Raw genomic sequence first — 12,775 nt, forward strand, 5'->3', positions numbered from 1 at the left:
AGCGAATCATGCTTTGCAAATCACCCGCACATGCCCCCGCGTATGGGCTCCCGAAAAACCTCACCTTTGCGCGCGGCCGCCACGCTTGCCGCGTTTAGCTCGCCAGCTTAGTTCACCCGCTTCGACCATTGCGCCGACATCGTCCGTGACTTCCTTGATGTCCTCCGGCGACCAGTTCAGGCTGAACACAAAACGTTGATACAGCTTGACCGAGCGCCTCGAGTGCGAGCCCGTCAGCGAGTACATGAAACACAGTTGTGGATTGCCGCTGCCGAACGAGATGCACTTATGCCTGTGATTCACCAGCAGCGGTACTTGCACCTGGCTGCGCAGCCATGCATCCGCATCGCCGACATAGCGGTTCTTGAACGAACCCGAGATCAGATTCGTCCCCGCTCATTGCGGATATCAACTCGATGATCAAAACAACTCGAGCTCACCGCTGGTTTCTTCAACGGCACTCGTGTCCGCCGCGAAGTCGATCGGCGCATGTGCACAGACGCCAACGGTCGCGGCGAGCTGCACAGAGCCGTTCAGCGTGACCGAATACGACGATAGAAACGCCGGCTTCAATTCCCGCAGGTGCGGCAGGCCGAATCCGTTCGAGCGCGAGGCCGCGTGCGCGGCTGCATCGACTTGCGAGAGCACGTCCCAGCCGGCCCCGGCGACACGCTCCCGAATTTCCTCACCTTAGAGTTCAAAGTGCGCAGACAGGTAGCGTTATTTTCACCTCGCCCGCTCCTGAATGTTCTCACCTATGGGCTTTGCGTGCTTCTTTGAAGGCTGTCTGAAGGGTGCTTCGCAGTCGGCTGTCATGAGGAAGATTTCCTGGAAATCCTCACCGTATTTCACGGTTTTCAGGTGCGGGTTCAACACGGCAATTATTCCCCTCCTGGAATCACTCACCTTTTGCGAGCGATCTCCTGGAACGCCTCACCTTGGATGTCTTAGCGTGCTTCCACGGTGCTGCTCGGCGGCTGGGATAACTCACCTTCTGGCAGGGCGATGCGCTGCCATTGGCGCAGCGTACCTTTAATTGATTTAACGGCATCTCCTGGAATCGCTCACCTTTGGCCGTGGTGATGTCATCTCCTGGAATTCCTCACCGTTGAGCGAGATGGCGTCATCTCCTGGAATTCCTCACCGTTGAGCGAGGTGGCGCCATCTCCTGGAATTCCTCACCGTTGAGCGGTGGCGCCATCTCCTGGAATTCCTCACCGTTGAGTGAGGTGGCGCCATCTCCTGGAATTCCTCACCGTTGAGTGAGATAGCGCCGTCTCCTGGAATCACTCACCATTCTGGAAATTACCTACCTTGACTGGATGGTCGCGCATGGCTGCTGACGTTTGTCACGCCTTCCGACCCGCGCCCGTTTTGTTTGCCGTTATTGTCCGGCGCGACATCAGTTTGTTTTTAACTCCCACCGAAGAAGATATTGCATTGCGGATCGGTACTGCAGGGCTTCATATGTTTCCAACCGCTCTGCATTTTCGTGTCCGGCGTGCCGCCGTATGCCTGCGTCCCGGTGTCGGACGGCGAGGCGGCAGGCTGAGTCGCTGCGTTTTCCTGTGAAGTGGGTTGCTGAGGCTCCGGCATGTTTTGCGAATGCGCGAAGCCGGCCATGACAAGCAATCCGGCGGCAGAAGCCACCACTAGTCGTGTTTTCATGTTTAGCTCCTTGATTCAGGGTGCAGTTTTCACTCGTGCGAATAGTTAGCCGCATGCCCGGAAATCAACCCGGATAGGAGATTTTCGGACGCGCGAAGACGCGCTTCGGGTCCACGGCAGAATCGCCCGAGGCCAAAGTTTTAGGTCGTGATGAACATGCGGAGAGCAGTGCGCCGAGCCGAGGTCCCGGGGCGCAAGATGGCGTGCGAACTGGCAGTGCCAACGGATTTTGTGGACCCTTCGACACGTAATAATCGCCCTGCAAATACGTGTTATAGCGCGCTGGATGCCGAAGCGGTAGCGAATATTTTCAGCGGAATCCATCGCGAACTCGCAAGCGGCTTTTTCCGCCAGGACCAAGGCTAATTACGCCAATCGTACTAAACGGGAAGCCGATGAAGTCGCCTGAGCGGCCGAAGACGGCGGAACGCAGTTTCCGCTGCAGGGGTTCGAACAGATGCTTCTTTAAAAACGCCCCGCAAAACAACGCTCCATTGGCCCAAGGTCTAATATCGAGAACCACCGGCTTGAAATACTCTGGCCGGAGATTTCTGCTCACCGTTAGAGCCATAGAGCCCCGGCATCACGGGCGCGAGGCCGCACATCACTGCCGCATGACGCTGCAACTTTCTCAAGGCTAAAGGACGAGTAGCGAGCATTGACAGCACGCAGACCGACAGGGATATCTGAATGCCGAGCGACCCCGACTTCCTGATGCAATCCAGCCACCACGCAAGTCCGAACCGACGAACGGAGACGCTCGTGATAGTGATCACCGGCGCCTCCTCGGGCATTGGGCGCGGCACGGCCAACGTCTTCGCCCGATATGGCTGGCGGGTCGGCCTCATTGCCCGCGGGCGGGCAGGTTTGGAGGCAGTCTTCGACGATGTGCATCGCCACGGCGCCATGGCCGCGATGGAACAGGCTGACGTGGCCGATCTTGATGCATTGGAAGCAGCGGCCGCCCGCATCGAAGCAGTACTCGGCCCTATCGATGCATGGATCAACTGCGCGGGCAACGGCACGTATGGTCGCTTTCTGGATACCCCCGCCGAACAGTTCCGGCGCGTTACCGACGTCACCTACATGGGCACGGTCAACGGCACCCGAGTCGCATTGCGGCGGTTCATACCGCGCGATCGCGGCTCAATCGTCAACGTCTGTTCGGCGGTCGCGTTTCATGGCATGCCGCTGCTGTCCGCCTACAGCGGCGCAAAGCACGCGGTGCGCGGCTTCGGCCAGTCGATTCGCGCGGAGCTGTCCCAGGACGGCAGCCACGTGCGCCTGACAAGCGTGTTCCCGCCCGCGGTGAACACACCGTTCTTCGACCACGCGATATCACACATGGGTCAACTCGGGCGGCCGATGTCGCCGGTCTACCAGCCGGAGGTCGTCGCCGAGGCTATCCGCCTCGCGCTAATCAGCGGACGCGCGGAGATGCCGGTGACCTCAACGGCGATTCTGTTCTCGCTCGGCGTTCGACTTGTGCCGGGACTTGTCGCCGCGGCCATACGCAAACTCGGCTACGGCGGTCAGCTGACGGATGAGGCCGCGCTGAAGGAGCGGCACGCGCCCACCTTGTTCGACGCTTCCGATCGCCCCTCACCCGTGCGGGGCGCGTTCGACGCTCAGGCGCGTTCGGGCAGCGTGCACATCCGTATCCTGAGTGTGCTCGCGCGGCTGCGGCAGCATGCCCGCTGGGAACCGCAGGCCGGAAGGCAGGCTTCGCCTGGCCGCCCGGCGGATGAAACGACAGTTCAGGAGCATGCTCTGGATTGAGCGGTGCGGGCCATGGTTCGCGCGAGCGCCTAGAGCGGTATATCCACGACCGTGCTGCGTGCCGCCAACTCCCTCGAAGCGGCTTCGACCTTTTCCACGAGGGCCGCGTCCAGCGCTCGCCGGTTCGGACGGACTGCAGCGCGGTCTTTGACATACAAGCCAGTGGCTGCCGCCCAGGCCGGCGCCAGGGCGACATGGAGCGGTGTGTCCGCGCCCTGCTGCCCGTTGCGCAGGAACGGTCCCATGAGCCGCCACGCGGCGCCGATTACGCCGCCTTCGCGAACCAGACCAGTCGCTACGGTCCCGGGATGCACGACGTTCGCCACCACGCCGCTGCCGCGCAGACGTTGCGCCCGCGCGAACGTCGACATCATCATCGCCAGTTTCGAACGTCCGTAGGCTCGCACCATGCCCCAGTGCCGATCGAGTTCGAGGTCGTCCGGATCGATTCGCGCGCGCTCCGAGGTCGACGAACCCACGTTCACGATCCGCGCTGGACTTCCAGCCCGAAGCGCCTGCTCAAGCGCGTCAGTCAGCACCAGCGGCGCGAGATGGTTGAGCACCAGCACGATGTCGTGGCCTTCCGCCGTCGTCGACCGGCGCGCGGTGAACATGCCCGCGTTATTGACGAGAACGGATAACCGTGGATGGACAGCGGCGATCTCCTGACCGAGACGTTGTGCCGCGCAAAGCGAGCTCAGATCGGCGAGTCTCAGTTCCGTGCTCGCAGCAGGCGCGTGCTGGCTGATCCAGTCGGCGAGCGCGCGCCCTTTCACCGCATCCCTGCAGACCAGCACCACGTGGTGATCGGCCTGCGCGAGCCCGAGCGCGATCCAGCGTCCAATCCCGCCGGTCGCACCTGTCACGACGGACACACGCCGCCCTGAACCAACCATGGAATGCCATCCTTTGCCGGGTGATCGAGTCCGTTAGAGAACTGCCTGAACATTCGGCATCACGCCCACGCGCAAATCAAGGCGAACCAACCGGGCGGATCGCCGCGGCGATATCGCGACTCACCGTTCCGAGCGCCGTGCTATATGCCGCCACCACCGCATCGAAGCCGCTGCCGGTGCAAGGCTCGCGGACCGTGCTTCGGCCGCTTAGCAGCGGCTTCTTCCCGGGCGGGAAGACCGACCACAATACGTCGACCGTGGCGGCATCGCCGAGCGCTGCCTCAAAACGCTGGACATCGAGCTGGACCCGGTAGGCCGACGCCGGATCGCCACCCATCGGATAGGTGGACACGAGCGGGCTATTGAGTATTTGCGCGAGATCGGCGCGTATCACACGCGGAATCTGGCTCTTCAAAGGATCGGCCCAGCGGGCAAATTCGTCGATATCGACCTTGTTGTCGCCGGTGCGAACCACGATCTGCGGCCGGTCGACGAGATCGGGTATGGTCACCACGCCGATCACCACCGTCATCGGCGCCGCCTGAACATTGTTCGCCGGAACGTTGCTCGCCTGCGGCACCTGTGCACTCAACGTGTAGAAGTCCGACTTTGGCGATCCGGCGCAACCGCTCAGCGCGGCGAGCGCGAACGCCATGGCGATCGATAAGGACAGGCGCGTCATTTTTTATCCTCCAGCTTGCCCCGGATCAGCGCCTCTGGATGGCGTTCGAGATAGTCCGCCAGCGTGCGGAAAGCCGCCGCCGTGCGCGCCAGTTCCTTCATCGCATCGCCGGTGTTCTGTGACAGCGCAGAATCGGGCTGCAGCGCGTTATTCGCAGAGTCGAGCGCGGACTTCGCCGCGGCCAGCGTCTGGATGGCTTGCGGCGCAACTTCAGTGTCGAGCCGCTTGAGCAATGCATCCGCGTCGCGCAATGTCTTATGCGCGTCGTTGCCGATCGCTTCGAAAGGAATCTTGTTCAGCTTGGCGATGAGCGTGGTCACCGAATCCTGCAACGATTGCAGTCCGCCGGCCACGGTCGGCATAGCTGGCGGGCTCGAGCTCCAGTCCACTTTCGCTTTGGGTGCGTTCGGGAAGAAATCGAGCGCGACGTAGAGTTGGCCGGTCAGCAGATTGCCGGTGCGCAACTGGGCCCGCAGGCCATGATCCACGAGTGCTTGCGCAAGTTGTTGCCGATCGGCATCGGTGGCCAGCCTGCCGCCAACAGTTCCCGACGCGAAGCGCGACGTGAAGCGCTCCGGAAACAGTTTGATGTCGACCGGAATGCTGAACTGCTTGGTGACTGGATCAAACCGCGTGTGAATCGCCTCCACCTCGCCCACCACGATGCCGAGAAAATCGACCGGCGCGCCAACTATCAGGCCGCGTACCGATTCCTTGAAATTGAGCACGTAGTGATCCACGATGCGGTCATGCCGTTTCATCGCCTCGGTCTTGTCGGAGAACAGCGAGAACTCAGTGCTTGCATCCGCCTCCGGTTGATCGGCCGTGTCGTCGGGCGACTGGAAAGCAAGACCGCCGATCAGAATGGCCACCAGCGATTCCGTATTCACCTTCACACCGGTCGCATCCAGCGAAACGTCGATCCCGCTCGCCTGCCAGAAGCGCGTATCGTTCTGCACGTACTTGTCATAAGGCGCGTTGACGAACACATGCATCGTGACGCCTTTGCCGTTGTCATCGAGCTTGTACGACGTGATCTGCCCGACCTGCAAGCGCCTGAAATAGATCGGCGAGCCGATATCGAGCGAGCCCATGTCGGCGCCCTTCAGAATGAATTCGCGCCCCGGCACGCCGCTCGCGAACACTGGCGGCGACTCGAGCCCGACGTAGTCGCGCCGTGATTTGGTGGAGGTACCCACGTCCATGCCGATGAACGACCCGGATAGCAAGGTGCCAATGCCCGACACTGTGCCGCCGGAAATGCGCGGGCGCACCACCCAGAAGCGCGTGTCGTCCACCAGCAGACTTGTGGCGTCTTTTGAGAGCTCGGCCGTGGCGATCACACTGCGGTGATCGCTCGACAACGTCACGCTTTTGACCTCGCCGATATCCACGTTCTTGAACTTGAGTTTGGTCTTGCCCGCTTCGAGCCCTTCGCCGGTCTGAAAGCTGATGGTGACGGTCGGCCCCTTGTCGAGGACCGCCTTGACCGCGAGCCAGCAGCCGATCAGCACGGCGATCAGCGGCACCAGCCACACCACCTGCATGCGCCAGCGCGAACGCGGCGTCGCCACTGCTTCGGGAAGCTCGGGTGGTCCGGGCGGTCTAGACATGGTGAGGCTCCGTGGCGTCCCAGATCAGGCGCGGATCGAACGACATGGCGGCGAACATCGTCAGCACGACCACCGAGCCGAACGCGACAGCAGCCGGTCCTGCCTGGATCGTGGCAAGCGCGTTGAACTGCACGAGCGCGACAAGAATGGTGATGACGTAGATATCGAGCATCGACCAGCGCCCCACCAGCTCCACCAGCCGATAGATGCGGGTGCGTTGCTGCACGAGCGTGACCGAGCGCCGTTGCGTGGAAATCACGAGATACATCAGCGCCAGGATCTTCAGCATCGGCACCGCAATACTGGCAATGAACACCACCACGGCAAGCGGCCATGAGCCCGAGGTCCAGAGATAAACCACGCCGCTCAGAATGGTGTCCTTCTCCGAGCCGAACAGCGAACTGGTATTCATCACAGGCAGCGCATTCGCCGGGATGTACAGCACAATGGCGGCGATCAGGAACGCCCAGGTGCGCGTGATGCTTTCGGGTTTGCGCGCATGCAAATGGGCGCCGCAACGCGGACATGCCGCGCCATGCGCATGAGCCGTCGATTTCACCAGCAGGCCGCAGCTATGGCAGGTCAGCAGGCCGCAACGCAGCGCGGTATGCCCGGTCGCGGCGGCAGATGCCTCAGTCGCCGAGGCGACGTCGTCGAAGCTGCCCATGCGCCGCCACAGCGCGCGTGGATCGAACGCGGTCGCGGCGGCCGCCATCAGCAGCATGAGCGCGCCGAACGACCACAACGCCACACCCGGCACGACGCTCGCGATATGCGCCAGTTTGACCAGCGCCACCAGCATGCCGAGAATCAGGACCTCAGTCATGCCCCACGGCTGCGCGAGATGCATCAGGCGAAACACGAGGTCGGCGTGATACGGGCGGCGGCCCAGCCACAACGGCACCAGCAGATACGCCATGGCCGTCATCTGCAACAGCGGCATCAGGAACGTGGTGGCGAACACGAGGCCCGCAATCGGCCACATGCCGTCCTTGTAGAGCACGCGAACCGAGCCGAGCAGCGTTGTCTCGACGAGGTCGCCGTTCACCACGAGGCCGACAATCGGATACAGGTTGCTGATGACGAACAGCACCACGCAGGTGAGCGTAAACGCCAGCGCCCGGTCAGTGCTGTCCGGATGCGCCCGGTAGAGTTCGGCGTGGCAGCGGCAGCAGCGCAGCGTGCCGTTGCCCGGCACGGCGGATTCGCGCTGCAGCAGATCGCATTCGTGGCAGGCCACGAGAACAATCTCGCCGGCCTCGTTTGCCCCGTTTGCCCCGTTTGCCTCGTTTGTCGTGGTGGCGGTCATTTTGGCTGCTCCGCGCCGGGCGAAGCAGGTGATGGACTCGCTGATGGGTTCGCCGACGGATTCGCTGACTGAGTCCCTGACTGCGTCCCCGACTGAGTCCCCGATTGATCGCCGGATTGCCTGGCCACCTGCGCCACCGCCTTCTGCCCCATCACCCGTCCGGTCATCGCTTCGGCCTGCACGACCCAGCCGCCGCCCATCGCCTTATAAAGACTGATCAGCGAGTTGAACACGAGACCGTTGGTCTGCGTGTAGCTGAGCTGGGCGTTGAACAGACTGCGCTCGGCGTCGAGCACCTCGATATAGCTCGTATAGCCACCTTCGAAGCGCAGCCGCGCGAGCCGTGCGTAAGTGCGCAACGCGTCCACCTGGCGAGCCTGCACGACCAGTTGCTCGCGCGACTTCTGCAGTGCGATGAGCGCGTCGTCGACTTCCTGGAACGCGGTCTGAATGGCCTGCTGATACTGGAACAACGCCTGTTGCTGCTGCGCTTCCGCCTGGCTCACCTGGCCGCTGATGCTGCCCGCGGTAAAGATCGGCACCGTCAGCGAGCCCGCGTACGACCAGATGCGCGCAGGTCCGGTGAACAGCTTTGAAAATTGCCCGCTGGCGGTGCCGAACAGGCCGGTCAGCGAGATTTGCGGAAAATACAGCGCACGTGCCGCGCCGATCAGGGCATTGGCGGCGACCAGATTCTGCTCGGCCTGCAGCAGATCAGGCCGACGTTCGAGCAGATCGGACGGCAAGCCCGCCGGCACCGCCGGCAGTGAGAGGTCCGTCAGGTCACGGCCACGCAGAATCGGACCTGGATTGCGCCCGAGCAGGACCGACAAGGCGTCTTCCTGCTGAGCGATCTGCGTCTCGAGCTGCGGAATCGTGGCGAGCGACGCTTCATACTCGGACTGGCTCTGCGCGAGTTCCATCTGCGAGACGTCGCCGCCTGAAAAACGCGCCTGGAATACCTTGACGGATCCCGCGCGGCTCTCGGTCGTCGCCTTGGCAATGTCCAGTTGCTGATCCAGATCGCGCAGATTGATGTAAGCGGTGGCCACCGAAGCGACCAGCGAAAGAATCGTCGCGCGGCGGCCCTCCTCGCTCGCCAGCAGGCTCGCGCGCGCCGATTCGGTCTCGCGTCGCACGCGCCCGAACAGATCGATTTCCCAAGCCGCCATCAAGGGCGCCTGAAACTGGTTGAAGACCGGACTGACGCCAGCGGGTAGCGTATTCAGCCCCCCCAGGGGAGCACGCTGACGCGAGGCGTCGAAGCCCGCGCTGATCTGCGGAAACAGTGCCGAACGCGTCGTCACGAACTGGCCGAGAAACTGGTCGACACGGGCGGCCGCGATCTTCACGTCCTTGTTGTCCGCGAGTGCGGCAAGGATCAGATCGTTCAGGACTGGGTCCTGAAACTGCTCCCACCAGGGCGCGTTGGCGACCTCGGCGGTTTCACCGGCTTCGAAACGATAGTTCGCGGGCGTCTCCACGGTCGGGCGTACGTAGTCAGGACCGAGCAGGCAGCCGCTTAGTCCCATCGCAAGCATCGAGGCGCAGACCACACGCAGCGGTAACGCAAGGCCTCGCATGTCAGTCGCCCTCACGTTGCGCGGACGGCGTGGTCGCGGGACCGCCGCCGGAACCCGCCGGCGGCGTAACAGGCCCCGTACCGCCCGGCGCGCTCGGGCCACCGCTCTCGCCCGGCGTTTTCTTCTTGCCGCTCTTTTCCGACATGGTTTCGAGCACGTAGAAGAACATCGGGATGAAGAACACGGCGATCGCCGTCGCGCCGAGCATGCCGCCGATCACGCCGGTGCCGATCGAGTGCCGGCTGTTGGCCGATGCGCCGAGCGCGACGGCCAGTGGCACGCAACCCAGGATGAACGCAAGCGAGGTCATCACGATCGGGCGCAGCCGCTCCGTGGCGGCCGTGACCGCCGAGTCGTACACCGATTCGCCCGATTCGCGATTGAGTACCGCGAACTCGAAGATCAGGATCGCGTTCTTGGCGGCGAGCGCGACCAGCATCGTCAAACCGATCTGGAAATACACGTCGTTTTCAAGGCCGCGCAACAGAATCGCGAGCAACGCGCCGAACAACGCGAACGGCACCGCCATCAGCACGCCGAACGGCAGACTCCACTTCTCGTATTGCGCGGCGAGAATCAGGAACACCATCACCAGGCCGAACGCGAACACCAGGCCCGAGGTGCTACCCGCTTGCCGCGCCTCGTAAGCCTCACCGCTCCAGCCAACGCCATAGCCCGACGGCATCACCTGTTCGGCCACTTCCTCGAGTGTGCTGATGACTTGCCCCGAGCTGTAGCCAGGCGCGGCGTTAGCTGTGATCTTCACGGCGGGGAAGTTGTTGAAGCGCGTGACCAGATCCGGCCCGGTGACATACTTCGTCGTGATCACCGACTTGAGCGGCACCATGCTGTTCGTCTTGCTGCGCACGTACAACTGGCTCAGATCCATCGGCGTCAAACGGTATGCAGGTTCGGCCTGCAAGATGACCTGCCACAGCCGACTCGAACGGTTGAATTGCGAGACATAGAGCGAGCCGAACATCGTCTGCATCGCGCTATAGACCTCTTCGATCGGCACGCCGAGCGTTTCGGATTTATCGCGGTCCACGTCGGCCAGCAGCTGCTGTGAAGACGCGTTGAAGGTTGACGTGACACGCGACAGCTCCGGCCGCTTCTTGGCCTTCGCGACGAAATCGTCCACTACGCCGGCCAGCTGCGAGGTGGTCGCGTCGCCCTTGCTCTGAATCCACATCTCGGTGCCGCCCGTCGTGCCAAGCCCCGGAATCGACGGTGGATTGACCGGCAGGATGATCCCCTCCTTGATCTTCGAGAGATTCTCGTAAGCGTCGATCAACACGGCACGGGCATTCTGGGTCTTGATGTTGGCGAACTTGTAGCGCTCGTCGAAACCCTTGAAGCCGATGAAAAAGGTGCTGGCGTTGTTCTTGTTCTGGCTGTCGAGCAGGCTATAGCCGTCGACGATCGTCACGCTGCTCACCGCCGGCTGCTTCATGAAGTAATCGGTAACGTGTCGCGACACGTCACCGGTGCGATCGAGACTCGCCGCGTCCGGCATGATGATCGCGCCGAGCAGATAGCCCTGGTCCTCAGGCGGCAGGAATGAGGTCGGAATCGAGCGCATCATCACCACCGCCAGCGCGATCATGCCGACGAACAGGAATAGCGCGATCGCGAAGCGCTTGATCACCAGCTTGACGACGGAGGTGTAGTGATCCGTCATCTTCGCGAAGTTTCTGTCGAACCACTTGAAGAAGCCTTTCTTTTCATGGTGGCCCGGCTTGAGCAGCAGCGCCGCCAGCGCCGGCGACAACGTCAATGCAACCAGCCCCGAGAGCACCACCGAGATCGCAATGGTGATCGCGAACTGCTTGTACAACTGCCCCGTGATGCCGGCGAGGAACGCCACCGGCACGAACACCGCGCACAGCACCAGCACGATCGCCACCACTGGGCCCGCCACTTCGTCCATGGCGCGCTTGGCGGCCTCCTTCGGACTGAGCTTGTGCACGGTCATGTTCCGCTCGACGTTCTCGATCACGACGATCGCGTCGTCCACCACGATGCCGATTGCGAGCACCATGCCGAACAGCGTCAGCATATTGATCGAGAAGCCGAGCGCGAGCATCCCCGCAAAGGTGCCCATGATCGACACCGGCACCGCGATCACCGGAATCAGCGTCGCACGCAGGCTTTGCAGGAACACGAACACCACGATCACGACGAGGACGAGGGCTTCGAAAAACGTGTGCACGACGTCCGAAATGGACGCCCGCGTAAACTCCGTCGTGTCCATCGCGATGCTGTATTCGAGGCCTTCCGGAAAGCTCTTCTGCATTTCCGCAAGCGTCGCGCGCACCTGCTTCGACACGTCGAGCGCATTGGCGCCCGGCTGCTGGTACACCGCGATAACGGTGGCCGGCTTGCCCTGGTAGCGGCTGCGAATCGAGTAGTCTTTCTGACCCAGCGCGGCGCGGCCGATGTCCTTGAGCCGCACGATGGCGGCGTCGCCGCTCGCCGCCCGGATGATGATGTTGTCGAAGTCTGCGGGTTCGTTTAAGCGGCCAGTCGTGGTGACAGCGAACGACTGCTCGACCGGCGAACCGGTCGGCGACTGCCCGAGACGGCCCACGGCGAACTGCTGGTTCTGGTTGGCGACCGCCCTCTGTACGTCGCCCGCCGTGATGCCGAGCTGCGCCATGCGGTCGGGCTTCAACCAGATCCGCATCGCGTAGTCCGGCGTGCCGAAGATAGCCGACTGATTCGCGCCGGGTATGCGCTTGAGCGCATCGAGCACGTAGATGTTCGCGTAGTTGGCGATGTAGGTCGCGTCGTAGCGATCGCTCGGCGAATAGATCGAGATCACCATCATGAACGCCGACGACTTCTTCTGCACCTGAATGCCTTGCGACTGTACCGAACTCGGCAATTGCGGCAGCGCGAGATTCACGCGGTTCTGCACATCCACCTGCGCGAGTTCCGGATTGGTGCCGATCTGGAAGAACGCGTTGATCGTCAGATTGCCGGTCGATGAACTCGACGAGTTCATGTAGATCATGTTGTCGGCGCCGTTCACCTGCTGCTCGATCGGTGCGGCCACGTTGTTGGCCACCACGTCGGCACTGGCGCCGGGGTAGGTGGCGGAGATCGTGATCTGCGGCGGCGTGACGTCCGGATACTGCGCGATCGGCAAATTCAGCATGGCCACCGCGCCGCCGAGCGTGATGACAATCGAAAGCACCGACGCGAAGATCGGGCGGTCGATGCAGTAGTGGGAGAGGTTCATC

General features: G+C 62.5%; 10 protein-coding genes and 1 pseudogene. 1 reads left to right on the top strand and 10 read right to left on the bottom strand.

What is annotated here, in order from left to right:
• Positions 1–60: 60 nt before the first annotated feature.
• The 4 genes and pseudogenes from P0D84_RS37070 to P0D84_RS37085 all read right to left on the bottom strand — a co-directional run.
• Positions 61–390: pseudogene (locus P0D84_RS37070) on the bottom strand (hypothetical protein); the annotation flags it as partial.
• A gap of 30 nt (positions 391–420) precedes the next feature.
• Positions 421–648, bottom strand: a complete 228-nt coding sequence (locus P0D84_RS37075; RefSeq protein ID WP_408346386.1) for a hypothetical protein — start codon at positions 646–648, stop codon at positions 421–423.
• Positions 649–726: 78 nt separating this feature from the next.
• Positions 727–906 carry a hypothetical protein gene (locus P0D84_RS37080; RefSeq protein ID WP_408345594.1) on the bottom strand — a complete coding sequence of 60 codons (180 nt, stop codon included), beginning with the start codon at positions 904–906 and terminating at the stop codon, positions 727–729.
• A gap of 507 nt (positions 907–1,413) precedes the next feature.
• Complete coding sequence (locus tag P0D84_RS37085) at positions 1,414–1,668, bottom strand: hypothetical protein (RefSeq protein WP_408345597.1); 255 nt, start codon at positions 1,666–1,668, stop codon at positions 1,414–1,416.
• Positions 1,669–2,358: 690 nt separating this feature from the next.
• Between P0D84_RS37085 and P0D84_RS37090 the strand changes: the two genes are divergently transcribed.
• The gene (locus P0D84_RS37090; protein ID WP_408345600.1) at positions 2,359–3,447 is read left to right on the top strand and encodes an SDR family oxidoreductase; all 1,089 of its coding nucleotides are present in this window, start codon (positions 2,359–2,361) and stop codon (positions 3,445–3,447) included.
• 29 nt (positions 3,448–3,476) lie between these two features.
• Here P0D84_RS37090 and P0D84_RS37095 read toward each other — a convergent pair whose 3' ends face one another.
• The 6 genes from P0D84_RS37095 to P0D84_RS37120 form a co-directional block, all read right to left on the bottom strand.
• Positions 3,477–4,343: an SDR family NAD(P)-dependent oxidoreductase gene (locus P0D84_RS37095; protein WP_408345603.1), complete on the bottom strand. Its 867-nt coding sequence runs from the start codon at positions 4,341–4,343 to the stop codon at positions 3,477–3,479.
• A 76-nt stretch (positions 4,344–4,419) separates the two neighbouring features.
• Positions 4,420–5,025: a PqiC family protein gene (locus P0D84_RS37100; RefSeq protein ID WP_408345606.1), complete on the bottom strand. Its 606-nt coding sequence runs from the start codon at positions 5,023–5,025 to the stop codon at positions 4,420–4,422.
• Complete coding sequence (locus P0D84_RS37105) at positions 5,022–6,638, bottom strand: PqiB family protein (RefSeq protein WP_408345609.1); 1,617 nt, start codon at positions 6,636–6,638, stop codon at positions 5,022–5,024. The genes P0D84_RS37100 and P0D84_RS37105 overlap by 4 nt, the downstream gene beginning before the upstream one ends.
• Positions 6,631–7,947: a paraquat-inducible protein A gene (locus tag P0D84_RS37110; protein ID WP_408345612.1), complete on the bottom strand. Its 1,317-nt coding sequence runs from the start codon at positions 7,945–7,947 to the stop codon at positions 6,631–6,633. The genes P0D84_RS37105 and P0D84_RS37110 overlap by 8 nt, the downstream gene beginning before the upstream one ends.
• Positions 7,944–9,530, bottom strand: coding sequence for an efflux transporter outer membrane subunit (locus P0D84_RS37115; protein ID WP_408345615.1), 1,587 nt, complete (start codon positions 9,528–9,530; stop codon positions 7,944–7,946). Before P0D84_RS37115 ends, P0D84_RS37110 begins: the two co-directional genes overlap by 4 nt.
• A gap of 1 nt (position 9,531) precedes the next feature.
• Positions 9,532–12,774 (bottom strand): efflux RND transporter permease subunit, encoded by a 3,243-nt coding sequence (locus tag P0D84_RS37120; protein ID WP_408345618.1) that lies wholly within the window; start codon positions 12,772–12,774, stop codon positions 9,532–9,534.
• Between the last annotated feature and the right edge of the window lies 1 nt (position 12,775).

Source organism: Paraburkholderia sp. RL17-337-BIB-A, assembly GCF_046025895.1.
Taxonomy (GTDB): Bacteria; Pseudomonadota; Gammaproteobacteria; order Burkholderiales; family Burkholderiaceae; genus Paraburkholderia; species Paraburkholderia fungorum_C.